The organism is Cupriavidus sp. LA-1 (assembly GCF_055385985.1).
In genome coordinates this window covers 1,836,817-1,862,436 of the sequence record NZ_AP031388.1, presented here as the reverse complement: position 1 = coordinate 1,862,436, position 25,620 = coordinate 1,836,817, and the positions used below count along the sequence as shown (strand labels likewise).

20 protein-coding genes are annotated in these 25,620 nt (G+C 67.6%); 9 read left to right on the top strand and 11 right to left on the bottom strand.

Going from position 1 to position 25,620, the window contains the following annotated elements; genetic code table 11:
- Positions 1 to 1,839 carry a copper resistance system multicopper oxidase gene (locus ACZ5MJ_RS27635; RefSeq protein ID WP_464224113.1) on the bottom strand — a complete coding sequence of 613 codons (1,839 nt, stop codon included), beginning with the start codon at positions 1,837 to 1,839 and terminating at the stop codon, positions 1 to 3.
- A 148-nt stretch (positions 1,840 to 1,987) separates the two neighbouring features.
- Between ACZ5MJ_RS27635 and ACZ5MJ_RS27630 the strand changes: the two genes are divergently transcribed.
- Together ACZ5MJ_RS27630 and ACZ5MJ_RS27625 are read left to right on the top strand one after the other, a co-directional pair.
- On the top strand, positions 1,988 to 2,677 hold the full coding sequence (locus ACZ5MJ_RS27630) for a heavy metal response regulator transcription factor (protein WP_464224112.1): 690 nt from the start codon (positions 1,988 to 1,990) through the stop codon (positions 2,675 to 2,677).
- A complete protein-coding gene (locus ACZ5MJ_RS27625) occupies positions 2,674 to 4,047 on the top strand; it encodes a heavy metal sensor histidine kinase (protein ID WP_464224111.1) in 1,374 nt (457 codons plus the stop codon). The genes ACZ5MJ_RS27630 and ACZ5MJ_RS27625 overlap by 4 nt, the downstream gene beginning before the upstream one ends.
- Positions 4,048 to 4,211: 164 nt before the next feature.
- On the opposite strand, the gene ACZ5MJ_RS27620 is transcribed toward ACZ5MJ_RS27625, so the two are convergent.
- A complete protein-coding gene (locus tag ACZ5MJ_RS27620; RefSeq protein ID WP_464224110.1) occupies positions 4,212 to 5,309 on the bottom strand; it encodes a Zn-dependent alcohol dehydrogenase in 1,098 nt (365 codons plus the stop codon).
- A gap of 35 nt (positions 5,310 to 5,344) precedes the next feature.
- Positions 5,345 to 6,361: a 2Fe-2S iron-sulfur cluster-binding protein gene (locus ACZ5MJ_RS27615; protein ID WP_464224109.1), complete on the bottom strand. Its 1,017-nt coding sequence runs from the start codon at positions 6,359 to 6,361 to the stop codon at positions 5,345 to 5,347.
- Between the two features lie 176 nt (positions 6,362 to 6,537).
- On the opposite strand from ACZ5MJ_RS27615, the gene ACZ5MJ_RS27610 reads away from it, so the two are divergent.
- Positions 6,538 to 7,626 (top strand): ferritin-like domain-containing protein, encoded by a 1,089-nt coding sequence (locus ACZ5MJ_RS27610; RefSeq protein ID WP_464224108.1) that lies wholly within the window; start codon positions 6,538 to 6,540, stop codon positions 7,624 to 7,626.
- Positions 7,627 to 7,745: 119 nt separating this feature from the next.
- Here ACZ5MJ_RS27610 and ACZ5MJ_RS27605 read toward each other — a convergent pair whose 3' ends face one another.
- The 6 genes from ACZ5MJ_RS27605 to ACZ5MJ_RS27580 all read right to left on the bottom strand — a co-directional run bounded on the left by ACZ5MJ_RS27605 (position 7,746) and on the right by ACZ5MJ_RS27580 (position 16,403).
- Complete coding sequence (locus tag ACZ5MJ_RS27605; RefSeq protein WP_464224107.1) at positions 7,746 to 8,510, bottom strand: TetR/AcrR family transcriptional regulator; 765 nt, start codon at positions 8,508 to 8,510, stop codon at positions 7,746 to 7,748.
- Between the two features lie 439 nt (positions 8,511 to 8,949).
- On the bottom strand, positions 8,950 to 11,388 hold the full coding sequence (locus ACZ5MJ_RS27600; RefSeq protein ID WP_464224106.1) for a CHASE2 domain-containing protein: 2,439 nt from the start codon (positions 11,386 to 11,388) through the stop codon (positions 8,950 to 8,952).
- Positions 11,366 to 13,057 (bottom strand): FecR family protein, encoded by a 1,692-nt coding sequence (locus tag ACZ5MJ_RS27595; protein WP_464224105.1) that lies wholly within the window; start codon positions 13,055 to 13,057, stop codon positions 11,366 to 11,368. The genes ACZ5MJ_RS27600 and ACZ5MJ_RS27595 overlap by 23 nt, the downstream gene beginning before the upstream one ends.
- Positions 13,050 to 13,778, bottom strand: a complete 729-nt coding sequence (locus tag ACZ5MJ_RS27590) for a response regulator transcription factor (protein ID WP_464224104.1) — start codon at positions 13,776 to 13,778, stop codon at positions 13,050 to 13,052. The genes ACZ5MJ_RS27595 and ACZ5MJ_RS27590 overlap by 8 nt, the downstream gene beginning before the upstream one ends.
- 172 nt (positions 13,779 to 13,950) lie before the next feature.
- The gene (locus tag ACZ5MJ_RS27585; RefSeq protein ID WP_464224103.1) at positions 13,951 to 14,907 is read right to left on the bottom strand and encodes a hypothetical protein; all 957 of its coding nucleotides are present in this window, start codon (positions 14,905 to 14,907) and stop codon (positions 13,951 to 13,953) included.
- Positions 14,904 to 16,403, bottom strand: coding sequence for a glycosyltransferase family 2 protein (locus ACZ5MJ_RS27580; protein WP_464224102.1), 1,500 nt, complete (start codon positions 16,401 to 16,403; stop codon positions 14,904 to 14,906). Before ACZ5MJ_RS27580 ends, ACZ5MJ_RS27585 begins: the two co-directional genes overlap by 4 nt.
- A 926-nt stretch (positions 16,404 to 17,329) precedes the next feature.
- Here ACZ5MJ_RS27580 and ACZ5MJ_RS27575 point away from each other — a divergent pair.
- The 4 genes from ACZ5MJ_RS27575 (at position 17,330) to ACZ5MJ_RS27560 (ending at position 21,393) form a co-directional block, all read left to right on the top strand.
- Positions 17,330 to 17,533 carry a cold-shock protein gene (locus ACZ5MJ_RS27575; RefSeq protein WP_010810931.1) on the top strand — a complete coding sequence of 68 codons (204 nt, stop codon included), beginning with the start codon at positions 17,330 to 17,332 and terminating at the stop codon, positions 17,531 to 17,533.
- A gap of 225 nt (positions 17,534 to 17,758) precedes the next feature.
- Positions 17,759 to 18,625 (top strand): presqualene diphosphate synthase HpnD, encoded by an 867-nt coding sequence (hpnD, locus tag ACZ5MJ_RS27570; RefSeq protein ID WP_464224100.1) that lies wholly within the window; start codon positions 17,759 to 17,761, stop codon positions 18,623 to 18,625.
- Positions 18,626 to 18,685: 60 nt separating this feature from the next.
- Entirely contained in the window at positions 18,686 to 20,719 is a 2,034-nt protein-coding gene (shc, locus tag ACZ5MJ_RS27565) for a squalene--hopene cyclase (protein WP_464224099.1), read from the top strand.
- The gene (locus tag ACZ5MJ_RS27560; protein ID WP_432261245.1) at positions 20,716 to 21,393 is read left to right on the top strand and encodes a phosphorylase; all 678 of its coding nucleotides are present in this window, start codon (positions 20,716 to 20,718) and stop codon (positions 21,391 to 21,393) included. Before shc ends, ACZ5MJ_RS27560 begins: the two co-directional genes overlap by 4 nt.
- A 28-nt stretch (positions 21,394 to 21,421) precedes the next feature.
- On the opposite strand, the gene ACZ5MJ_RS27555 is transcribed toward ACZ5MJ_RS27560, so the two are convergent.
- Positions 21,422 to 22,681 carry an Hsp70 family protein gene (locus ACZ5MJ_RS27555; RefSeq protein WP_464226622.1) on the bottom strand — a complete coding sequence of 420 codons (1,260 nt, stop codon included), beginning with the start codon at positions 22,679 to 22,681 and terminating at the stop codon, positions 21,422 to 21,424.
- Between the two features lie 251 nt (positions 22,682 to 22,932).
- Here ACZ5MJ_RS27555 and nfsB point away from each other — a divergent pair, with 251 nt between their 5' ends.
- Positions 22,933 to 23,586: an oxygen-insensitive NAD(P)H nitroreductase gene (gene nfsB, locus ACZ5MJ_RS27550; RefSeq protein WP_464224098.1), complete on the top strand. Its 654-nt coding sequence runs from the start codon at positions 22,933 to 22,935 to the stop codon at positions 23,584 to 23,586.
- An 8-nt stretch (positions 23,587 to 23,594) separates the two neighbouring features.
- On the opposite strand, the gene ACZ5MJ_RS27545 is transcribed toward nfsB, so the two are convergent.
- Complete coding sequence (locus ACZ5MJ_RS27545; RefSeq protein ID WP_464224097.1) at positions 23,595 to 24,854, bottom strand: GGDEF domain-containing protein; 1,260 nt, start codon at positions 24,852 to 24,854, stop codon at positions 23,595 to 23,597.
- A gap of 512 nt (positions 24,855 to 25,366) precedes the next feature.
- Here ACZ5MJ_RS27545 and ACZ5MJ_RS27540 point away from each other — a divergent pair.
- The gene (locus ACZ5MJ_RS27540; RefSeq protein ID WP_234825046.1) at positions 25,367 to 25,600 is read left to right on the top strand and encodes an IclR family transcriptional regulator; all 234 of its coding nucleotides are present in this window, start codon (positions 25,367 to 25,369) and stop codon (positions 25,598 to 25,600) included.
- The last annotated feature ends 20 nt before the right edge of the window (positions 25,601 to 25,620 follow it).

Genomic DNA, 25,620 nt, shown 5'->3' with positions numbered 1-25,620 from the left:
TCACGCCACCACCACTTCACGGAACATGCCCGCATCCATATGCAGCATCAGGTGGCAATGCCAGGCCCAGCGTCCCAGTGCATCGGCCGTGACCAGGAAGCTGATGCGCTGCGCCGGCTGCACGGGGATGGTGTGGCGCCGTGCCTGGAAGCTGCCGTCCGGTGCTTCCAGCTCGCTCCACATGCCGTGCAGGTGCATGGGATGCGTCATCATGGTGTCGTTGTGCAGGATCACGCGCAGGCGCTCGTTGTGCCTGAAGTAGACCGGCGTCGACTTGCCGAACTCGACGCCGTCGAACGACCAGGTATAGCGCTCCATATTCCCGGTCAGATGCAGCTCGACCTCGCGCCCGGGGCCGCGCGCATCCATGGCCCCGCCGATGGTGTGCTGGTCGGCCAGCGTCAGCACGCGCCTGCCGTTGTTGCGCAGGCCGATGCCGGGGTCGTCCAGGTTGGTGCGGGCCATGTCGACGCGCATGTCGGTGCTGGCACCGTATTCGGTGCGGGCATGGCGCGCGGTCTTGCTGGGGACCTTGAGCGGATCGGCGGCGGCCATGGCGTGCTGGCTGTGGTCCATGCCGGCGTGTTCCATGCCCTGCATCGGCATGGCGCCATGCTGCATGCCGCCGTGGCCGCCATGGCCCGTCATCCCGCCCATCATGTCGGTCATGGTCAGCCACTCGGCCTGGTCCAGCGCCGGCACCGGTGCCGCCAGCCCTTCCCTGACCGCCAGCGTGCCGCGTGCATAGCCGGTACGGTCCATCGACTGCGCGAACAGCGTGTAGGCGTCGTCGCGCGGCGCGACGATGGCGTCGCAGGTCTCGCCGGGGCCGAAGCGGAATTCGTCGACCGTGACCGGTTCGACATCCTGGCCGTCGACCTGCACCACCCGCAGCCTGAGCCCGGGAATGCGCACGTCGTAGAAGGTATTGCCCGAGCCGTTGATAAAGCGCAGGCGCACGGTCTCGCCGCGGCGAAACACACCGGTCCAGTTGCCCGCCGGCGTGACCCCGTTGGCCAGGTGGGTCAGCGTGGCGCTGGACAGGTCCGCCAGATCGGTCGGGCTCATCCGCATCTGGTTCCACATGCGGCGCTTGTCCAGCGCCTGCCTGAGCCCGTCGCGCGAGGCGTCGCGGAAGAAGTCGACCACCGTGGGCTGGTTGTAGTTGTAATAGTCGCCCTGGATCTTGAGCTTGGCCAGCACCCGCATCGGGTCTTCATCGGTCCAGTCCGACAGCAGCACCGTATGGTCGCGGTCGGCACGCACGGTTTCCTGGCCCGAGGCCGGATCGATGACGATGCCGCCGTACACGCCGGTCATCTCCTGGAAACCCGAATGCGAGTGGTACCAGTAGCTGCCGGCCTGCGCGACCTTGAAGCGGTAGGTGAAGGTCTCGCCAGGCGGAATGCCGGCAAAGCTGATGCCGGGCACGCCGTCCATCCCGTACGGCAGGATGATGCCGTGCCAGTGGATCGAGGTGGCTTCGCGCAGGCGGTTGGTCACGCGGATGGTGACGGTATCGCCCTCGCGCCAGCGCAGCGTCGGGCCGGGCAGGATGCCGTTGATGGTGGTGGCGATGGCGGGCTTGCCGGTGTAGTTGACCAGCGCTTCGCCGATCACCAGGTCGAACTCGGTGCCGCGCAGCACCGGCGCCGAGCCCGTGCCCGCCGGCGCGGGCTGCCCGGCGCGCTCGCCGGCGCCATGGCCCGCATGCTGCGCCCAGGCGCTGCCGCCGATCCCGGACAGGCCGCCCACCACGCCGCCGGCGGCCAGCCCCTGCACGAAGCGGCGTCGTCGAAAATCGGGCAGCACAAGGCCGGGGCTTGGGTGGCGTCGCATGGCATCAGATCCTGGTTGAAAGCACGCCAAGCGTAGCGAGGGCCACCCTACGCACGCCTGACCGGAACATGACAATCCGGTAATCTTCCCGTCATGTTGGCGGCGGCGGCGCCGGCGTAAAGTGACTGATCGATCAAGGAAAGTGCCGATGAAACTGCTTGTGGTGGAAGACGAGTCCAAGACCGGCGAATACCTGCGCCAGGGGCTGACCGAGGCGGGCTTCGTCGTCGACCTGGTGGCCAACGGGCTGGACGGCCAGCACCTGGCGATGACCGAGCCCTACGACCTGGTCATCCTGGACGTGATGCTGCCGGACATGGACGGCTGGCGCATCGTGCAGGCGCTGCGCGCCGCGCAGAACGCCGTGCCGGTGCTGTTCCTGACCGCGCGCGACAGCGTGGCGGACCGCGTCAAGGGGCTGGAGCTGGGCGCGGACGACTACCTGGTCAAGCCCTTCGCCTTCTCCGAGCTGCTCGCGCGCGTGCGCACGCTGCTGCGCCGGGGCACCGCGCAGATGGCGCTGGACCGCATCCAGGTGGCCGACCTGGTGCTGGACCTGACCCGCCGCCGGGCCACGCGCGCCGGGCGCCGCATCACGCTGACCAGCAAGGAATTCGCCCTGCTGGAACTGCTGGCGCGCCGCCGCGGCGAAGTGCTGCCGCGCTCGCTGATCGCTTCGCAGGTGTGGGACATGAATTTCGACAGCGACAGCAATGTCATCGACGTCGCCATCCGGCGCCTGCGCGCGAAGATCGACGATGCGTTCGAGCCCAGGCTGATCCAGACCGTACGCGGCATGGGCTACGTGCTGGAAGCGCCGGAGGAGAATCGCGCATGACGGGCCGCAAGTCGCTGACGGCACGGCTCACCATCCTGTTCTCGCTGTCGTCCGCCGCGGTGCTGCTGGGCCTGGGCGTGCTGATCTGGCTGGCGATCGACAATCATTTCGCCGACGAAGACTACGCCGTGCTGGGCGACAACGTGCGGCTGATCCGGAAGATCACGGCCGAGGGCCCGGCGGCGTCGCTGCCGCAGCGCCTGGGCCCGGCGCTGGAACACCATCCCGGCTTCGTCGCCGAAGTGCGCGCCGCCGACGGCAAGCGCCTGTATGCCACGCGGGATTTCGACTTCGGCATGGCGCTGGCAGCCGCCGCGCAACTGCCGGCGCGGCAGGACGTCTTCACCTGGGAACAAGGCGGCCAGGCCTATCGCGGCCTGCGCGCGCTGGCCCCGGTGGCGGACGGACAGCCCGGGCCGCTGCAGGTCGTGGTTGGCATGGACACGGCCTTGCATGCCCACTTCATGCACGCGTTCCGCCAGTCGCTCGCCTTCTACAGCGCGCTGGCGGCACTGGCGAGCGGCCTGCTGGGCTGGTGGGCCGCGCGCCGCGGCCTCTCGCCACTGCGCACCATGGCCTCGCGCGCGCGCGCTGTCACCGCGCACAAGCTCGACGAGCGCATGCCGGTCGATGCCGTGCCGGTGGAAATGGCCGACCTCGCCGCCACGCTCAACGCCATGCTGGAACGCCTGCAGCGCGACTTCGCGCGCCTGTCGGAGTTCTCGTCAGACCTCGCGCACGAACTGCGCACGCCGATCACCAACCTGATGACGCAGACCCAGGTGGTGCTGTCGCAGCCGCGCGACGCGGCCAAGTACCGCGAGGTGCTGGCCTCCAACGTGGAAGAGCTGCAGCGGCTGTCGCGCATGGTGTCGGACATGCTCTACCTGGCCAAGATGGAGCACGGCATCTCGCTGCCCAACGCGGAGCCGATCGAGGTCGCGGATGAAGTCGCCGCGCTGTTCGATTTCTATGATGCGCTGGCCGAGGACAAGGGTGTGCGGCTGACCCTGCGCGGCCGTGGCCGCATCACCGGCGACCGGCTGATGCTGCGGCGCGCGTTGAGCAACCTGCTCTCGAATGCGCTGCGGCATACGCCCGCGGGCAAGGGCATCGTGGTGGAAATATCGCCCGCCGCAGAAGCGGTGACAGTGGTGGTCGAGAACGAAGGCGACACCATCCGGCCAGAGTTGCTGCCATCGCTGTTCGACCGGTTCTTCCGCGCCGACAAGTCGCGGGCGCGGCCCGAGTCCGATGGCGCGGGGCTGGGGCTGGCGATTACGCAGGCGATTGTGGCCGCGCATGGTGGGGGGATCGGGGTGGAGTCGGCGGGGGGGAGGACGAGCTTTGTCTTGACGCTCAAGGCGTAGGGAGTGAGGGAGATTCGGCCGCGACGGCGGAATCGGCACCAGGTCGACCCGCTCCAGCCACGCCCGCGATTGCCAGAGGCAAAGGGGCGTGATGACGGCCCATCCGAGTCCCGCAGCCACCAGGCCCAGCAGCGGATCCGTCGCATGGCGCGCCAAGGCACTCACTACAGGCCGCCCACGCCCGGGAACGTGACCACACAGCGGGCCACATTGCCAGACTGCATGGCGATAAAGCCTTCGTTGATCTCGTCCAGCGAGATTCGCCGTGAGATCAGCTCGTCGAGCAGCAGCTTGCCCTGCGTGTACAGCTCGACCAGACGCGGGATGTCAACGCTCAGCCGGTTCGACCCCATCAGCGAGCCCTGGAGACGCTTCTCGCGCAAGAAGTCGATGGCTGGCAGTTCGATCTTCGCGTCGGGGCGGAACAGGCCGATCACCGTGGCGGTACCCGCCGGAGCCAGCATCGCATAGCACTGCTCCACGGTCTGCTTGAGGCCAATGCACTCGAAGGCAAAGTCCACGCCGCCACCCGTCAGCGACAACACTTGCGCCACGGCATCGCCTTCGCCGGCATTCACCACGTCAGTCGCGCCGAATTTTCGGGCCAACTCCAGCTTGGCCGGCAACATGTCGACCGCGATGATCCGAGCGGCCCCGGCAATGGCCGCGCCGTTGATAGCAGAGAGGCCAACACCACCGCAACCCACCACCACCACGCTGCTGCCCGGCTGCACTTTCGCGCTGTGAAAAACAGCGCCCGTGCCGGTGATGACGGCACAACCCAGCAGGGCCGCGCGGTCTAGCGGCATGTCCTGGCGGATTCTCACCAGCGCATTTTCGTGCACCAGGATCTGCTCGGCAAAGCCCGAGAGGTTGAAGACCTGGCTAAGCGGATTGCCGGCCAGGCGAAGGCGATCAGCCTTGCCCGCCGGTTGCTTGACTTCGGGATTCTGGCACAAGACCTGATGGCCTGACGCACAAACCGGGCAGTGCCCGCAATAGACCGACAGGCAACCGACCACGTGGTCGCCCGCCTTCAGCCCCGAAACCTCAGACCCGACTGCCTCAACGATCCCCGACACCTCGTGCCCGAGTACGGCAGGCAACGGCAGCGGGTATATGCCGTGGATCATGTGGAGATCGCTATGACACAATCCTACGGCAGCCGTGCGCACCAGCACTTCACGCGGCCCCGGCTCCACGATGGCAACATCACGAATGGAGAGCGGTGCGCCCACCTTTTCCATCACTGCAGCTTTCATCTTCTGTCTCCGGATTTTGCTTCCTACATTAAAGCTCATACGTCGAAGGTGATGGCGACCGGCCGGTCGTGGCGCAGGTGCGCCTGGCAAGCCAGGATCCAGCCGCCCGCGAGGTCGTCGGCATTGAACACGTCATTGCGTGCGTGGACGACCTCGCCGTCCACGCATTTCGCCGCGCATGAACCGCAGTATCCCTCCTGGCAGGCGTATGGCACTTCCAATCCGACCGCAAGAACGGCCTGCAGCAGTGTCTGGCCACCGGTCACACGCACCACGTGCTGGGTTCCTCCGGTCGTGACGCGCGCATGGCAATCCTTGTCCGACCAGAGCGCCGCTGTCTCCCCTTGCGCGGCGGGCGCCGCGTCGAAGCGCTCCAGGTGTACGCGGGAACCCGGGACCCCGGCAGCAGCCGCGGCCTGCTGCACAGTCGCCATGAACGGCGCCGGCCCGCACAGGTAAAGCTGGAAGGTGCTCCCGCGGCCCAGCAGCTTCGCGAGCCTGCCGGCCTCCGGGTAGCCATTCTGGTCGTCGTAGTGCATCACCACCTCCAGCCGGTCCGAATGCGCCTCGACCAGCCGGGCGATGGCATCCCCGAAGATGACGCTGTCCGCGTCCCGGTTGGCATAGAAGAGCGTGATCGAACGTCGCGTGCCCGCCAGCATGGAGCGGATCATCGAAAGGATCGGCGTGATACCACTGCCGGCCGCGCAAAACACCAGAGGCGATTCGCCTTCGTCGCACACGAAGCGGCCGGTGGGCGCGCTTACCTCCAGCACCGTCCCGGCTCTGACATGTGCATGGAACCAGTGCGAGACCCGGCCCTGCGGAACACGCTTGACCGTGACCACCGGCAGCCCCCCCGACTCCGGCGAGCTGGACAACGAGTAGCTGCGGGTCAGGATTTCCCCATCCACGTTTACCCTGAAAGTCAGGTGCTGCCCCCCTCGATAACGGAACGATGCATGCAGCGCCTCTGGCACGGAAAGCACATAGGAGCGCGCTTCTCCAGTCTCCTCGACCACATCTGCAACGGTAAGGCGATGGAACTGCATGGGGTCTCCTCAATCACCGGCCCGCATCCCGGGCACTTGCATTCACCAGAAACAGAATTATTCTTCTATTTATAGCCGGAGACAAAAGCGAACACAAGGCAGGTCTCCCCGAACTCCGGCAATGCGGCCCGCCGGGACAGATCGGTCAGAAACAAGAACACGTCAAAGGAGACGTCATGTCATCGCTACATCGTTACACCCTGCCCGTCATGCAGACCGGCTGGTCTGTCAGTAGCCAGGTAGCCACTGAGTTCAACTGGGAGTACGACGACGAGTCATCGAAGCTTCTGCAGCTCTACGAGACCAGCAAGAAGCAGCAATGGAATGCGACGGACCGCATCGACTGGTCGCAAGAACTCGATCCGGAGAATCCCCAGGAACTGGACGACCGCATGATCCCGATCTACGGCACCACGCTGTGGGACAAGCTGGGCGAGAAGGACCGCATCGAGTTGCGCATTCATCAGCAAGCGCATTCGCTGTCGCAGTTCCTGCACGGCGAGCAAGGCGCGCTCATGGTCGCAGCGCGCATCGTGCAAATGGTTCCGGAAATCGACGCCAAGTTCTATGCGGCCACCCAGACCATGGATGAGGCGCGCCACGTGGAAGCTTATTCTCGCCTGCTGCACGAGAAGGTCGGTGTCATGTATCCGATCACGCCCGGTCTGAAATCCCTGCTGGAATCCATCCTGAGCGATTCGCGGTGGGACTTCTGCTATCTCGGCATGCAGGTTCTGGTCGAGGGGCTTGCGCTGGCAGCCTTCCAGCGTATTCGCGATTACTCGAAGAACCCCCTTGCGGCATCGATCAATGCTTACGTGATGCAGGATGAGGCGCGCCACGTCGCCTTCGGCCGCACCGCATTGCGCGGCTACTATCCGCAACTCACGCAGGCAGAGCAACGCGAGCGAGAAGATTTCGTCATAGAAGCTTGCTACCAGATGCGTGACCGATTTGACCAGAAGGAGGTATGGGGCCGCCTGGGACTCCCCGAGGATGAGTGCGCCAAAGCGGTAATGGAGTCGGAGAACATGCGCATGTTCCGCCAGCGGCTGTTCAGCCGCATCGTACCCACGGTGAAGGATATCGGACTGTGGAGCCAGCGCGTACAGGACGCCTTTGCTGCCATGGGCGCGATCGAGTTCGCCAATGTTGACGTCGAGGCTCAGTTCGCCAACGACCAGAAGGTTGCGGAGGAGTTCGATGCGCGCCGCCATGTGATGACCACCATCGATGGGGCGCGTGGCACCGGCATCAGCCAATAGCACGATGCGATCCGCACCCGGGCATACGGATCGCCCGGGTCACGTCGAACATTAAATAGAACGACTATTCTGTTTAAATTCACGTTCCCGTGCGCCCGCGAGATCCTCGGGGCGAGCGGCTACCGCGTAAGGCGACGCCCGCCGCGAGCGGGACGGGCCTCCGGGAGCCCGAGGTAGCGCGTCGCCATGCGGTTCAGATGTTGCTCGATGGCCTCATCGTCAAGATGCAGTGGTCCGGGGTCGTGGAGCAGCATATTGGAAAGCGTTCCGACGACGAACTGGATGGCAGTACGGACTTCGAAGATGGCAACCGGCCGGGAACGGTCGCGGAGCTGGCTGGCCAGCCAAGGCTCTATCAGCCCGATGATGCGGCGATTGGCCTTGCGCATGAGATTCAGTTCGAGACCACGCGCGGTGTAGTGCCGCAGGAAGGCGCCGAACAAGCCCCGGTTCTCGCGATACTGGCTGACATACAAGTGCACAATCCGCTCGACGATCGCCTCGGCCGGCCCGGTTTGCCAGACCGTATGCTCTGCGATCGAACGTAGCGCGACCTGTTCTACTTCACCGAGCACGACGTCGAGAACATAGGCGAGCATCGCCTCCTTGTCCTTGAAACGCGCGTAGAAGGCGCCGATGGATGTCTTCGCCGCCGCCACCACCTCGCCAAGGGAGATTTCGTCCAGATTTCCACGCTGCTCGGCCAGCGCACGGCAGGCGGCCACCATATTCGCCAGGCTCTGCTCGCTACGTGACTGGAGGGGGCGACGGACCAGACCCTCGGCTTCCTTGCTCGCCTTCGGCATCTTCGCCTCGCGCTGCGAGGCTGACCTGGCTCGCGTCACGGCAGTTTGTCGCGAAGTGGACTTGGGCGATGTGGGCATGGCGATTCTGCTGTGCCGATGGGCCGTTTATATTTGAGGAAATGGCTGACGTCTTGCCTTTCACTTCAGCAAGGGAAAATAGTCCGGGAGCTGTTGTGCGGCAGAAGGCAATATCTTACCTCCCAAATATAGGCCAATGCGTGCCAGCAGCCGCCTGTGGCAGCGCGATGGAAACGAGCCCGGATAGTCCAGCTCCTGCAGCACGAGCTGCGGCGGGTCACGATGGAGTGCGGCATTCTAAAGAATGCGCTCGGCTACTCCCATTCCACTTCAAAAAAACCGCCCACGCCGGTAACGGCCGTTGGGGGAGCCTGGCGTGGGCGCGAAGACCACCGGATGCGGCTCCAGCGGCAATCCGATGCTACGCACATCCGCCTTTGGCGACTGCCAACAATTGTGTCAGCAGCCATAGCATGACTTGCGCCGATTGCTGTACCACTCAGGTCATGGGCAATTCCATGCGGAACATCGCACCCGCCCCGGCCGCACTCCGCACGCTGGCCTTGCCGCCGTGCCGCTCGGCCACCGCCCGCACCAGCACCAGCCCGAGCCCGGTGCCTTCGGGTGCGCCCTGCTGCCCCTCATGCAGGCGCGCGAACGGTTCGAACAGGCGCGCCTGATCCGCCTCGGCAATCCCCGGCCCGTGATCCTGCACGGCGACGACAAAGCTGTCCGGCTCGCGCGTGAGCGAGACCGTCACCATCGCCCCTTGCGGGCTGAACTTGATCGCATTGCTGACCAGGTTGGCGATGGCCCGCACCAGCAGCGCAGGTTCGCCCTGCAACACCGCGGGATCGTCCGGCAGGTCGATCTGCAGTGTCACGTCGCGCGCCTTGGCCAGCGCCCAGAGCTGGTCGGTGGCGTCGAGCACCAGCCCGCCTAGCTCTACCTCCATGAACGCCAGCGACTTCGACTCCGCGCGCGCGACGCTGATGAAGTCGTCGGCCAGCGTCATGGTGCGGCGTGCATGGGCGGCGATGCGGTTCAGCACGCCGCTGTCGGTGGCGGCATCGCCGGATGCCCTGTCGCGCCGTGCGCGGTGCTCGTGCAGTTCGATCAGTGCCAGGATCGACGCCTGCGGCGAGCGCATGTCGTGCGACAGGAAGCGCAGCATCTGCTCGCGCTGGCGCTCGGCAATGCGGATGGCGGTAATGTCGATCACGCTGACGATCAGGCCGGCCACGGCGCCGGCCTCGGCATGCAGCGGCGCGCCGTGCAGCAGGTAGCGGCGGTCGCCGCGCCCGGCCACTTCGATGCCGCCTTCCGGTACCGGGGCCGGGGCGATGCGGGCGCCGGCGTGGCGGTCGTGCAGGGCCTGCCAATAGGCCAGCGCCGGCGCCGGCGCTGGAAACAGCGCTTCGATCAGGGCGCGGATGCCGGGGCGCGGCGGGCCGGGCTCGTCCAGTGCGCGCGGCGGCTCGCTGTCGAGCACGGCGGGCGCCAGCGCCACGCAGCGGCGGTTGGCCAGCAGCACGGCGCCGTCGAGGTCGCAGATCGCGGTGGCATCGGGCAGGCTCTCCACCCCGTCGGAGAGGAAACGACGCATGCCGCGCAACTGCGCGCTCATGGCGTAGACCGCGCGCATGCGGCTGTCGAGCGTGGCGCCGGTATGCCGCGGCGCGGGCATCACGCCGGGCTCGCGCTCCAGCCTCGCCAGCTCGTCGGTCAGGAAGCGCAAGGCCGCTTCCTGGCGCAGCCAGCTCCACAGCGGGTAGAACAGCACGCAGCCGAACACCGCGGCGGCGGGGGCAAACCACAGCCGCGCCAGGGCCAGCAGCGCCAGCGACCCGAGCAGCAGGCCGGCCAGCAGCAGCCCGGTGACGAGCAGCGCGCCGCGTGGCGGCAGCCGCAGCGCGGCCAGGGCGGCCAGCAGCACCGCCAGCAGCGTGCCGCCGACCTGCCACGCAAGCGGCACCACGATGATGGCGTCGCCGTCGGTCACCGCCTGCACGGTATTGGCCAGGATCTCCACGCCGCTCATGCCGCGGCCATCGCGCGAGGCCGGGGTCGGCAGCACGTCGCCCATGCCGGTGGCCAGGGGGCCGATCAGCACCGCCTTGCCGGTAAAGATGGCCGGATCGGCGCGGCCTTCCAGCACGTCGCGCACCGACACGCGGGCAAAGGTGCCGGGCGGGCCGGCATACGGAATGCGCAGGCGGCCGCTGCGCTCCCAGCCGTTGGCTTCGGTCACCAGGGCCGGCTCCTGGCGCACGCTGGCGGGCAAGCCGCCGCGCCCGAAGCCCGCCATCACCGCGGCCAGGTGCGGCACGCCCGCGGCAGCCACCGGATGCGGTCCCTCGCGCAGGTAGACCTGGCGAGCCACGCCATCGGTATCGACCACCATATTGATATGGCCCACCGCCGCGCCCAGCCCGGCCAGCGGGTAGCGCACCAGCATGCCGTCGGGACCGGACTCGGCCACCACCGGCAGCACCACGTTGCCGGCCAACGCCATGCTGCGCGCCAGCACGGCGTCATCTTGCGGATAGCGGGTATCGCGCTCGGACAGGATCACGTCCACGCCGATCACGCGCGGCCGGCCGGCGGCGATGCGCTCGACCAGCTGCGCCAGCACCGCGCGGCGCCAAGGCCAGCGGCCGATGGCGCTGATGCTGGCATCGTCGATGCCGACGATGACGATGTCGTCGCGGGCCGGGTGGTGCTGGGCGCTGATGGCGATGTCGTAGGCGGCCAGGTCGGCGCGCTCGGCCCAGCCCTCGCGCGCGGCCAGCATCACCAGGGCCAGCACGGCGGCCGCCAGCAGGCACCATTCGACCAGCGTGCGCCGCCCGAATGCGGACCCGCCTACCCGCGCGCCGGCGCGCCCGGACGGGGCCGCTGCCGGGCCTGGCGTGTCAGTTGAGCCGGATGCGGCCACCGCCGTCCGGCCGGTCGCCCGAACCGATTGCGCCGCCCTGCGAGTCGCGCAGGACGGCAATGACCTCAATACGCTGCGGCGCGGAGAACGCCGCCGGGTCAGGCGTCACGCCCGGCGCCACACGCGCCACGCGGATGAAATACACGCCCGGCGCGGGGCGCGGCAGGTCGATGGCGTTGGTGGTGGCCTGCTCGTCGGCCAGCAGCGTGGCGAAGCCGGCGTCGGCCGACATCTGGACCCGGTATCCCGTGCCCGCGCCGCCGCCCTCGGGCCAGCCGATATGCAGCGCGCCGCCGTCGTCCTGGATGGTGGGGACGGGCGGCTTGAGCTCGACGCTGAACGGCACCGCATCCGACCACGGTCCCGGCCGGCCCGCCGCATCGACACTGCGCACGCGCCACCACCAGCGGCCCGGGGCCAGCGCTTGCGTGGCGCCGGGCTCGGTAGCCGGATGAACGGCGGCCTCGCGCGTAAAGTCCGCATCGGCGGCGATTGCCAGCTCGTAGCGCGCCGCGCTCGGCACGGTGGCCCATTCGAAGGCCACGGCGTCGGCGTAGCGCACCGCATCGGCGGCAGGCTGCTGCGTGAATGGCGCCGGCGGGTTCAGCCGCACCGACACCGGCGCCTGGGCGCCGTATCCGGTCAGCTGCTGCTTGTCGATCGCGCTGACGCTCAGGTACAGGGTGCCCTCGGGCAACCCGTCTACGCGCGTGGCCGTGACATTGGCGCCACTGACGGTGCCGGTCCAGGCCAGTTCGCTCAGCACCGCGTCGCGCGCCACCAGCACGCGGTAACCGGTGGCACCCGGCACCGGCTGCCAGGCGGCCTTGAACGCCGGGCCCAGCACGGTATCGGCCGGGGGCAGCAGCACCGGCGCCGGCAGCAGCGCCACCGGCTGCGACAGCTTGCCGCCGGACGACACGCCGATGCCATAGCCGGCGCCGACCGACGCCGCCGCGGTCATGGCACGGTCCGCCGCCGGCGTGGCGCGGGCACCCCGCGCCGCGCTGACGCCGACGCGCCCTTCCAGCACCTCGCTGCGGCTGCCGGCGTTGTCGGCCGAGACCCGGTAGCGGGTGCCGCGCACGCCGGTCACCATCATCGGCGTATGCAGCTCGAACCGGCCGACGCCGCCACCCTCGGGCGCCACGCGCGTATCGGCGGCACCCTTGTCGATGCGGATCACGGTATCGGTCAGGCCGCTGCGCGCGAAGGTGCGCAGCCGGCTCACCGCCACCGTGGTGGCGGGCGGCAGCGTGACGCGGCTGCGGTCCGGCAGCTCCAGCGTGACCGAGCCGCCCGTGGGGGTCTCGATGCGCGCCGCTTCATCCAGCGTCATGCCGGCCTGCACCGGCCGGCCGTTGGCGCGGACCTCGCCGGCCACATAGACCACGCGGGCAGACGCCGCCTGTTCGGGAATCTGGCTGAGCGGGATGCGCAGGCGCGAGCCGGGCACCAGCCGGTACGGATCGGCCACGCCGTTCAGCCGCTGCAGCGTGCGCCACCCCTGCTCCGACGCCATGTAGCGCGAGGCCAGTCCGATCAGCGTATCGCCCGGCTCCACCACGTAGATAAAATCGGCGCCCTCGGCGCCCGCGGGTCCGGCGTGCGCCGGCACCGCCACGCCGGCCAGCAGGGCCAGCGCGACACATCCAATCCGCTTACGCATCCGCCCCGGCCTCGTCCGCCTGCGCTTCGGCAGCGGAAATTTCTTCAAATCGATAGCCGTGCGAATACACGGAAGTCAGCCGCACGCCGTTCTCGGGACGCAGCGCCAGCTTCAGGCGCAGCCGCGAGATATGCGTGTCGAGCGTGCGCGAGCCCGCTCCCATGGCGCGGCCCCAGACGGCCTGCTCCACCACCTCGCGCGCCAGCAGGCGCCCGGTATTGCGGAACAGGAACAGCGCCAGCTCGTATTCGCGCGGCGACAGCAGTGCGGCCTCGCCGCCGACGGCGATGGTGCGCGCGTGGGTATCGACGGTGTAGTTGCCGCGCCGGATCAGCTCCACTTCCTGCGCGGCCTCCGGGTAGGCGCGGCGCAGCAGCGAGCGCACGCGGGCGATCAGCTCGCCGGCGCGGATGGGCTTGAGCATGTAGTCGTCGGCGCCCACCGTCAGGCCGTCGACGATGTCGGATTCGGCGGTGCGGCTGGTGACGAACAGGATCGGCGGCATGTTGCCGGACTTCTGCCGCACCCAGCTGACCAGCTCATAGCCGCTGGTGCCGGGCAACTGCCAGTCGACCAGCAGCAGGTCGTAGGCGCGCTCGCGCAGCGCGCGCAGGAAGTCCGTGCCGTTGGCGAAGGACTCGCACTCGAAACCGGCTTCGCCCAATATCTGCCGGATCAGTTCGGCCTGATCCGGATCATCCTCCACCGAGGCAATTCTCATCCACCCCCCTGCCTACTGCGACTGCCACTGCGACTCACGTCGGGCAATATTGACGTCTGCTTGATACCCACCCTGGCGGGCACGGCCCTGGACAATCGCGCGGCAAGCGGGGCCGAAGCAAGCCGGATGCTGCAATGTTACCGAACCGCGACACCAGCCGTCGATGCATGGCTCAGAAGCGGACGATCCACTCGCCGAGCACGTAGCGGTAGTGATAGTTCGGCCCGTTAAACGATGCGCTGCGATTGTAACCCGCACGCAGACGCAACGATTGGGCGCCACGGACCGGGCTCTGCAGGCCCAACTCAAACAGCTTGGTCGGCTGCAGCGGCGCGTCAACGATCTTTTCCCGGCCCAGGCCCGCCACCAGCGATCCCACCCAGCCCTTGTAGCGCTGGCGCCAGCCAATCGCAAGCATGGATTCCGAGTAATGCTCCGGGTTGAAGTACGCGCGGCCGACATCCTCGTGCGTGCTGCGGTAAGCGCGAAAGCGTGCCTGCAACGTCAGGCCCAGGTCCAGCGACGGCTGGTAGATGAGCCTGAGCCGGCCGTGATCGCGACGATTGCCATCGGAAAAGTACTGCTGGCCGGCCACGCCCACCAGCGTTACATGCGGCCCGATGCCCTGGTCCACGGCCACCCCGCCAAAGGTGTAGGAAACACCGCGGTCCAGCGCCGTGCGGGTTTCGACCCAATCGCGATTGATGAAGACTTCCAGCGAGGTCCGCTTCGCCAGCGACAACCGGTAGCCGCCGTCAGCCGTCAGCAGCGTGTGCCCGCCCTGGGCAAAGACGCCGACGTCCATCGTCCATCCATTCAGGGTGGCCGGGTCCAGCTGCCGCCCCAGCACGCTCAGCTTCTGCCCATGGCGCGACCAGCCATCCTGACTGTAGCGATAGTCGCTCGCGCGCAGGCCATACAAGTGGTCGGCATGCTGCATGCTGGGAAGGTACTCGACCGACAAGCGCCGCGCGCGGAAGCCCTCGCTGTCGCTGGTGGCCAGGAACTCGGGACCGATCCCCTGGTCCAGCACCTTCTCGTCCGTTGCCGCCGCTTCCTCCGCTACCGCTGCCTTTGCACCCAGGAACCCAAGCACCGCATATAGAAACACAAAGCTGAATCGTCTCACTTGGTACCCCAGGTCTTGCGTGTCTTGAAGAGTTCATCGACATAGCCGAGCACGCTCGCGGGCTGCAGCAGCAGGCTATAGAAAATGACGTAGATGCAGAGGCCAAGCCGATTCCGCCTGACCTTGAGGCCCAACCGATCGAACATCCGCCTTTCGATCGAGAACATCAGGAAACTCATCAGGATGGCAAGCGGCAACAGGGCCAGGGTCATCGGCCCCGCGATCCAGTAGCAGCCGAACAGCGCCAGCACGACCCCGGGCAGGAACCCCAACGTGAACGCCAGGTCCAGCCACGGGTACAGCAAGTTCCAGTAGACGAAAAAGGTCGACATGCGCGGCACCACGAGGATGCCAGGATGCTGCCGGAAGGCTTCCATCATGCCGCGTGCCCAGCGTTGCCGCTGGCGCACGAACTGGCCGACATTGTCCGGAACGTTGGTGAAGATGCAGGCATCCTCGCAGTGCCCTACCCGATAGCCGGCTTTCAGCAGGGCCCAGGTCAGTACGATGTCCTCGCCGACGCAATCGTCCCAGCCGCCCACCTCGAGTAGGGCCCGGCGGTCGTAGATGGAGAATGCGCCCTGGGCCACCAGCGTGCCCTGGTAGAGCGACTGCATGCGCTTGATGGCGGCAATCCCCTGGAAATAGTCCCACTCCTGGCAGCGCGTCAGCCAGTTCTGGCGTGAATTGCGCACCAGGATCTTGCCGGCCACGGCGCGCGTACTGGGCGGGTCCTGGCGATAGCGCTCGACGATGCTGCTCAGCGCGTTCTGCTGCAGGTAGGAATCGGCGTCGACGGTGATGACGAGTTCGTCCCCGGCGAGCTTCAACCCCTCGTTCAGCGCCCTGGCCTTGCCGCCATTCACGGGCAGGTCGAGCAACCGCAGCCACGGATAGCTGGCCTCCGCCCCGCGCACCAGCGCGGCGGTCCCATCGCGCGAGCCGTCGTTGATCACGATCACCTGCAACGGTGCCGCGTAGTTCTGGCGCTCGATACTGGCCAGGGTGTCGAGAATGCACGCCTCTTCGTTGTATGCGGCAATCAGGATTGTCAGCGGCGGATAGACCTCGAGCGGCTGGCGCGGCGGCCGCCGGTCCATGGCCAGGCTGGCCATCAGGAAGGCATTCATGAAACCCGGGACGATGGCGATCCCGCCGACGAGCAGCACGGCCGGCACCACCCCGACGTTGTGCGCGAGGTCGGTCAGCCACTGCTGGGCAATCCACACGGAAAAAGCGGTCCATCCGACCGCCACGGACAGGGCAATGCCAAACTTCACGCGCACCGGCACATAGATGCGGGACGCAACTCTGCCCTCGGCCGTTGTCATTTTTTTCACTTCGTTGTTCTTATGTGTTTGCATCACCCGTTGCAACCCGATACCGGCCAAGAGCGACCAGACATTGCGACCACCGATCCCTGCAACAAGGGCGTGGAGCCGGTCAGCCAACACGCTGCCGCACGACTGTCCCGAGCACAAAAGCGGGATGACCAATCCCGCCCATGGCCTTGCGGCGTTTGCCGTGAGCCGTGAGGTGCCGCCAATTGCCGCCCGGTGTGACTGAACCTGCAGGGTCTTCGCCCTTCAGCGGTGCGTGACGACAGCACTTCCGGCACTTCCGCAGCCGGGCGAACGAGGCTTGCCCTACCCCGGAGACCAGGCGTCCGGCGTCTTCCTTCCCCAGGAAGACGGAGCCGCGACTCATACTCTGTTCATTGCGCGCCTTCGGCGCGAGCCATTGTATCAGTTCAGGGACATGGCGGGATGCACTGCCGGTCGAGACACTACCTCAGCCCGCCGAAGCAGATCGTCAACAATCGTATCTACCGCAATACAATCAGGCGGCGGCAACGGAGAATATACGCTTGGCGGAAGATCATTCTGAAACTCCGTTCCGGCGGATGCCGGATCAGGTATTCGCTCCCCCGGCGCCGCCCTTCACCTACCCCTCGCACGGGGTAAAGCCTTCCCCCGATTGTGGTAATTCAAGTTGAAACAAAACGAAACAGTGCCCCAAAATGAGGCCATTTTGCACTACCCACCGGCACGCGCCGCTCACTCATGGTGCACAGGCTGATATTCAGTCGAAACGGAACCCGGTGAGAACTCAGGGATTTCACTGAATCGAATGCGAAGTAGAAAACGCTAATATCTCCTGTCGGAACCTCTCATCATGATTAGGCGGTTAGCCTGATTGACACACCGGGAAAATTCGGCAGAATGATTCCCACTTGTGCAGCGCCCATTCGGTGTGTCATCTGGTGTTGTCGTTCCGTGACGTTTTCGGTTGTCACGACAGCGACATATCGAAGTCATATGGAATGCGCTGGCGGGGAACATAAAAAAGATCCGCTGGGTGCATTGCACACGGTGTATAACGAGCGTTTTCGCTCATTTTGAAATTCAAGGTTGAGATAGATATGGAAACCGGTACCGTTAAGTGGTTCAACGACGCCAAGGGCTTCGGCTTCATCACGCCGGACGAAGGCGGCAATGACCTGTTCGCTCACTTCTCCGCGATCGAAGGCAATGGCTTCAAGTCGCTGAAGGAAGGCCAGAAGGTCCGCTACGTCAAGGCCATGGGCCAGAAGGGCGAGCAAGCCACCAAGATTCAGGCCCTCTGATACCGGTGAGGCCAGGCTGGTCCGACGGACCGGCCGGCAGAAAGAGCCCCGCAGCGTCGTTGCGGGGCTTTTTCATTGGGGCTCCGGTACTGCGGCCGCGGACACCGCGGTCTCGTTGCTGGTGAAATTGCTATAATCGGCCGACCCACAACCACCCTCCCGCCAGGGCGCGCACAGAGTCGGCGCGGTCAACGCGGGATGGCCAGCAGCGTGTCGAGGAGTTACGTGGCCGGTACTCAGATCGCAACGCCAGAATCCCCCACTGCCGTGGCCGGCAGCCAGGCGGGCCCCGCGGCTTCGGCCGGCAGTTCCTTCCATGCCGCGCTGCGCATCCTGCCCGCGGCACAGCGCCAGGCCATGTTCGAGATCTATGCGTTCTGCCGCGCCGTCGACGACATCGCCGACGGCAACGCGCCGCATGCCGAACGCCTGGCCGCGCTTGACGCCTGGCGCCGCGACATCGGCGCCTGCTACGCCGGCAACCCGCCTGCGGCCTTGCAGCCGCTGAGCGCGCAGATCCGGGCCTTCAACCTGCAGCAGCCGGACTTCCTTGCCGTGATCGACGGCATGACCATGGACGTGGTGCAGGACATCCGCGCCCCCGACGCCGCCACCCTCGACCTGTATTGTGATCGCGTCGCCAGCGCGGTGGGCCGTCTGGCGGTGCGCGTGTTCGGGCTGGAGGAATCGTGCGGGATTGCGCTCGCGCACCACCTGGGCCGCGCGCTGCAGCTGACCAATATCCTGCGCGATGTCGATGAAGACGCGGCCATCGGCCGGCTGTACCTGCCGGCCGAGGCGCTGGCCGCGGCCGGCATCGGCCCGGGCACGCCCCAGGCCGTGACCGCCAACCCGGCGCTCGGGCAGGCGTGCGCGGCCGTGGCGCAGGAAGCCCAGGCCCACTATGACCAGGCCAACGCCATCATGGCGCGCTGCCCGACGCGCCAGGTGCGCTCGCCGCGCATCATGGCGGAGGTCTACCACCGCATCCTGGCGCGCCTGCGCGCACAGGGCTGGCGCGCACCGCGCCAGCGCGTGCGCCTGCCGCGCGCGCAATTGCTCTGGATCGTGCTGCGCCACGCCATTGGCTGAGCGCGGCAACCCGATGCATGCCGGGCATGGCCACGCCATGCGCCGGCTCAAGGAGTCTGCATGTCGATGAACGAGACCGTCTTTGCCAACGCCACGCCGCGGATCGACCCGGCGCCGGCACAGCCGGCCATTGCCCAGGATCTGCCCGCGCCGCACACCCCCAGGCCGGCGCTGGACCACGGCATCGATCGTGCGATCGATGCCCTGCTGCACCAGCAGCGCCCCGATGGCCACTGGGTCTACGAGCTGGAAGCCGATGCCACCATCCCCGCCGAATACGTGCTGATGGTGCACTACCTCGGCGAGGACCCGGACCTGGACCTCGAAGCGCGCATCGCCCGCTACCTGCGCCGCATCCAGAACCCCGACGGGGGCTGGCCGCTGTTCCATGAAGGCAGCTCGGACATCAGCGCCAGCGTGAAAGCCTATTTCGCGCTGAAGATGGCGGGCGACGATCCGCAAGCCGCGCATATGCAGCGCGCGCGCCAGGCCATCCATGCCATGGGCGGCGCCGAGGCCAGCAATGTGTTTACGCGCACGCTGCTGGCGCTGTACGGCGTGCTGCCGTGGTCGGCGGTGCCGATGATGCCGGTGGAGATCATGCTGCTGCCGCAGTGGTTCCCGTTCCACCTGTCCAAGGTCTCGTACTGGGCGCGCACGGTGATCGTGCCGCTGCTGGTGCTGAACAGCCTGCGGCCGCAGGCGCGCAACCCGCGCGGGGTCGGCATCAACGAGCTGTTTGTCGGCAGCTGCCATACGGTGGAACTGCCGCCGCGCGCCGCGCACCAGCACGCCGGCTGGTACACCGTGTTCCGCGGCCTGGACGCGCTGCTGCGCGTGGCCGAGCCGCTCTTCCCGCGCATGCTGCGCCGGCGCGCGATTGCCGCGGCGCAGGCCTTCGTGCGCGAACGGCTCAACGGCGAGGACGGGCTGGGCGCGATCTTCCCGGCAATGGCCAACAGCGTGATGATGTTCGACGTGCTGGGCGTGCCGCCCGACGATCCCGCGCGCGCCGTGGCGCGACGCTCGATCGAGCGGCTGCTGGTCGAGCACGGCGACGAAGCCTATTGCCAGCCCTGCCTGTCGCCGGTGTGGGATACCTCGCTGGCCGCGCACGCCTTGCTTGAAACCGGCGAAGCGCGCGCGGCGCAGGCGGCAGGACGCGGCCTGGACTGGCTCAAGCCGCTGCAGGTGCTGGACGTGCGCGGCGACTGGGTCGTGCGCCGCCCGCTGGTGCGCCCCGGCGGCTGGGCCTTCCAGTACGCCAATGCCTACTATCCCGACGTGGACGACACCGCCGTGGTGGCCGCCGCGATGGACCGCTTCATGCGCGCGCACGACGCGCCCGGGCGCTACGACGAAGCCGTGGCACGCGCCTCCGAGTGGATCGTCGGCATGCAGAGCGGCAACGGCGGCTGGGGCGCGTTCGAGCCTGAAAACACGCACCTGTACCTGAACAACATCCCCTTTGCCGACCATGGCGCGCTGCTGGACCCGCCCACCGCGGACGTGTCGGCGCGCTGCCTGTCGATGCTGTGCCAGACCGGCGCCACGCCCGACAAGAGCGAGCCCGCCGCGCGCGCGCTGCGCTACCTGCTGGCCGAGCAGATGCCGGACGGCAGCTGGTTCGGCCGCTGGGGTACCAACTATATCTACGGCACCTGGAGCGCGCTGTGCGCGCTGAACGCCGCGGGCCTGGCCCCGGAGGCCCCCGAGATGCGCCGCGCCGTGGACTGGCTCGTGCAGATCCAGAACGCCGACGGCGGCTGGGGCGAGGACGGCAGCAGCTACCGTCTCGACTACCGTGCCTACGAGCCGGCGCCGAGCGTGGCTTCGCAGACCGCATGGGCGCTGCTGGCGCTGATGGCGGGCGGCGCCGCGCAGCATCCGGCGGTGGCGCGAGGCATCGACTACCTGCTGCGCACGCAGCCGGCCGGCGGCCTGTGGCATGAGCCGCGCTTTACCGCCGTGGGCTTCCCGCGCGTGTTCTACCTGCGCTACCACGGCTACGCGCGCTTCTTTCCGCTGTGGGCACTGGCACGCTACCGCAACCTGCAGCGCGGCGGCGCCGGCCAGGTGTCGTGGGGGCTATGACGGCACCGTTCGTGCTGGTCGTCACCGGCATGGATTTCGAAGCGCGCATCGCGGCCGGGCCGCATTGCCGCGTGGTGCACGGGCTGCGTGGCCTGGCGCTGGAGCAAGGCGTGTCCGAGATGGCCAGCCGGCACTGCATGGGCATCCTCAGCTTTGGCGTGGCGGGCGGGCTGGACCCGACGCTGGCGCCGGGCGACCTGGTGCTGGCGGATGCGGTCTGCGCGCCTGGCGAGCGCTACGACACCGACACGACATGGACCCGGGCCATGCATGCGGCGCTGCCGCAAGCCAGGGTCGGCACCGCGGCCGGGGCTGACCAGCCGGTGCTTTCAGTCGCCGCCAAGCAGGTGCTGCACCGGGCCACGGGGGCGCTGTGCGTCGACATGGAATCGCATCTCGCCGCGCGCATGGCGGCGGCTTGCCGGCTGCCGTTCGGGGCTTGCCGCGTGGTGATCGACCCGGCCAGTCGCGCGGTGCCGGCTGCCGCGGCGGCGGGGATGGGTGAACACGGCAAGACCGATGTGGGTGCGGTGCTGGGCGGGCTGCTGCGCGCGCCGTGGCAATTGCCGGCGCTGCTGCGCCTGGCGGGCGATGCCGCGGCCGCGCGCGGGGCGCTGCGGGCGGCACGGCTGGCGCTGGGGGATGCGTACGGCTTGCGCGACATGCGCATATAAGCCGGCCGAGCGCATACGCTACCGCGCTTCAGCCCCCGAACTTTCTCACGGCATCCAGTGCCAGCCCGCTGCCGATGCTGCCAAACCGGTCCCCTTCCACGCAGCGCGCTTCAGGCAGCAGCGCCGCCAGCCGCTGCCGCAGCAGCGGCACGCTGCTGGAGCCACCGGTGAAGAAGATGGTATCGACCGCGGCGCCATCCACGCCGGCATCGGCCAGCAGCTTGTGCACGGTCTGCTCGGTCTTCACCACCAGCTTGTCGATCGATTCATCGAACTCGTCGCGCGTAATGGTCAGCGTCAGGCCCTGCTCCAGCCGGTGCAGGTCCACGTCGGTGCTGCCCGCGTCGGACAAGTCGATCTTGGCGGCTTCCACCTGGATCGCCAGCCAGTGGCCGGCGCGTTCGCGGATCAGCCGCACCAGCCGGTCGAGCTTCACGGTGTCGGCAGCGTCGCGGTAATTGTCCATCACCAGCGACCACGCCTTGCGCGTATAGACCAGGTTGATGGTGTGCCAGCTGGCCAGGTCGAAATACTGGCTCGATGGCATCGCCTTGCCGTTGCGCAGCTCGCTGCCCAGTCCCAGCAACGGCATGGCGCGCGCCAGGCTGAGCGCGCGGTCGAAGTCGGTGCCGCCGATATGCACGCCGCCATTGGCCAGGATGTCGTCGCGCCGGTCGCTGCGCGCGGCGCGCTCGGGCGAGAGCCGCACCAGCGAGAAGTCGGAGGTGCCGCCGCCGATATCGGCCACCAGCACCAGTTCCTCGCGCGTGATCCCGGCCTCGTAGTCAAAGGCCGCGGCGATCGGCTCGTACTGGAACGCGATCTCGCCGAACCCCGCGTCGCGCGCGATCTCGGCCAGCGTGTCTTCGGCGAGCTGGTCGGCGGCCGGGTTCTCGTCGATGAAGAACACCGGGCGGCCCAGCACGGCGCGCGAGAACTCGGTGCCGGCGGCCTGTTCGGCGCGTGTCTTCAGTTCGCGGATGAAATGCGCCAGCAGCTTGCGGAACGGCATGGCCTGGCCCATCACCTCGGTGCTGTCGTCCATCATCGAGGTGCCCAGCAGGCTCTTGAGCGAACGCATCAGCCGGCCCTCATAGCCCGCCAGGTAGTCGCCCAGCGCCGCGCGGCCATAGCTGACCAGCGGATCCTCCGCGTGGAAGAAGATCACCGAGGGCAGCGTCACCTTGCCGTCCTCCAGCGGCAGCAGCGCCGCCGTCCGCTCCGGGCGGCTCCAGCCGACCGTTGAGTTGGACGTGCCGAAGTCCAGGCCGCATGCGTTTGACATCATCGATTCCGTTCCCTGCGAGACAAAGTGGCCCACGCGGCACAAGGGCAGCGCGGGCGGGGGCGTCATTGTAGGGCAGTCGGCCGAACCATGGCAGCCGGCGCGGCAGACGATGTTGTCCGGAGGCTATTTTCAAACATTTGTTGAAAGCAGAACTAACCAGATGCCTGTTTTTCAATGGCGCGCCAATTGGGACGATGGTGCACCCGGCGTGATGCTGCCTGCATCACCCGCTATCCACCTGGAGCCATGCCATGAATCTCTCCGACATTGTCGACACCCGCTACACCACAAAGGCCTTCGAGGCAGGCCGCACCCTGCCCCAGGCCACCGTGGACCAGTTGCTCGCCGTGCTGCACAAGAGCCCTTCCTCGGTCAATTCCCAGCCCTGGCACTTCGTGGTCGCCGGCACGCCCGAGGCCCGGGCCCGGATGACGCGCGCCACCGCCGAGCGCCACCCCTACAACACGGCGAAGATCCAGGATGCCTCGCATGTGATCGCGCTGTGCGTGCGCACGGAGATGGATGCCGCCCACCTGGCCGGCGTCCTCGCCGCCGAGCAGCGCGACGGGCGTTTTGCCGATGACGCCGCCCGTGCCGGCCAGGACAAGAGCCGCCGCGGCTTTGTCGACCTGCACCGCTACGACCTGCGCGACCTGCAGCACTGGATGACCCACCAGGTCTACCTGGCACTGGGCGGCCTGCTGGTGGCCGCTGCCGCGCTGGGCGTGGACGCCACGCCGATGGAAGGCATCGATACCCGCGCGCTCGACCTCGAACTGGGCCTGCGCGAGCGCGGGCTGACCAGCGTGGCGCTGGTCAGCCTGGGCTACCGCAGCGCGCAGGACTTCAACGCCGCGCTGCCGAAGTCACGACTCGCGCGCGAAGAGGTATTCACGTTCCTGTAATGCCGGGGTCAGCCGGCCAGGTCGGGTTCCGGCTCCAGCAGCGGCGCAGTCGCCGCGCTCGCTGCCGGCGCCGCCATCGACGACGCCAGCACATAGCGGTCGCGGCCATGCGCCTTGGCGTGGTAGAGCGCGCGGTCGGCGTCGGCGAACAGGGCGCGCCACAGCGCTTCCTTGCTGCCCGTGCCGAAGCGCAACTGCGCCACGCCGATGCTGACACTGGCGTGACCGTGCCCGGCCGGCAGTTCGATGGCCCGCACCTTGCGCAGGACCCGGTTGGCCAGCGCCGAAGCCTGGTGCTCGTCGGTATGCGGGCACAGCACGCAGAACTCTTCACCGCCGTAGCGCCCGGCCACGTCCGAGGCGCGGCGCGAGTTGTCCAGTGCATGCGCCACTTCGCGCAGCACGGCGTCGCCGGCGTGGTGGCCGAAGGTGTCGTTGACCTGCTTGAAGTAGTCGATGTCGATCACCAGGCATGACAGCGGCTGTCCGTCGCGCTGCCAGCGTGCCACCAGCGACAGCGCCGACATCTCCAGCGCGCCGCGGTTGAGCAGACCGGTCAGGGCGTCCATGCGCGCGCCGCTCTCGTTATGCGCGACGATCTGCTCCATCGCCAGCACGGTGAAGCCGAACAGCGCCAGCAGCGTGGCAATCAGCGGCGCCAGCACCCAGGCCGATCCCGCCGGGCCGGCAAAGAACAGCGTCAGCGGCCCTGCGGCGGCCGCTGCGGTTGTGCCCGCCGCCGGCAGGTTCAGGGCATGGCTGAACCCGGCCAGGTGCGTGGCCAGCTGCACCAGGCTGGCCACCAGCACCAGCGGCGCGCCGATGCTGCGGCGCCCGCGCCCGGCGCGCGCCAGCGTGGCGAAGGTGGCCAGCGAAACCAGCGCCAGCACGCCATAAACGATCCGCAGCATCAGCTGCGGTCCGTCGGGCATGCCGCTGGTGGCCCCCATCAGGCCCAGCACGATCAGCCCCACGCTGGCCAGCGCCGCCGGATACGCGGGGACGCCGTAGTAGACGCGCACGCCGCGGTAGATCAGCAGCCAGCCGGCCACGAAGGCAAGGGCGCCGAACATGCCAAGCTGGCCCGTCCCGCTGGCCACGCTGATGCCCAGCGCCAGGCCCGCGGCCGACACCAGCAAGTGACCGAAGGCCCACAGTCGCCCCGCCTCGCTCGCGCGCAGCGCGAACACCAGCCCCGCCGCGATAATCAGCGTGCTGGAGAAAAACACCATCATCACCACCGCAATGGTTTGCTGATCCAGGTGCAAGGGGATTTCCTAAAGTATGCCGTCTGCCGTGCCGTCAATATCGATCGGCGGGCATTAGGCCACAGGGGCGGCGCAAGCATCTTTCGCGCTTGATTTCACAACATGTGACGTGCGCTGTTTTCAATGCCAGCCGCATGATAGCCCGCGCTTGCGCCGCCGTGACACCCCCGACAAGCCGGGTCGGGTGGACTTCACCTGAAAGGGCTTCCGGACTTCCGTCCAGCGCGCACGCCGATCGCACGTTGGCGTTTTTCTGCAACACCATGGCCGCTGCCTGCCGCCACCCCGACACCCGCTCCAGCGCCTTCGCCGCCGCCTGGGCTACCGCATGCGCCACATTGCCCGCGCCTATTCGCCACTCACCGGTTTGCAAGCGGAATTAGAGGGAAAGTTACCGGTTTTTGGTTAAGCAGCCGCTGCACCGGATGGATAGAATCATGCGTTGCTCAACCCTGCGCTATCCCCGTATTTCTGCCGCAATGTCTCATCGCCCTGCTATTCCCGACCTTGGTATGACCGTTCCCGCACTCTCGCTTGGTGCCATCCTGGATGACCTGCGCAGCGCCCCGCGCCCGCTGACTTCCGCGGAGTACGCATACCTGGCCCACTTGCGGCAACGCATTGTCACCGGCGACGCGGACCTGTGGACCACGCTCGAGACCGCGGGCGTGCCGTGCCGTGAACGCCGCCTGTCGCCGGAAGTCGTGCAGGCGCTGACCGCGATCGGCCAGTTGCCGATGCACTGAGCAGGCAGCGCTGCTGCATC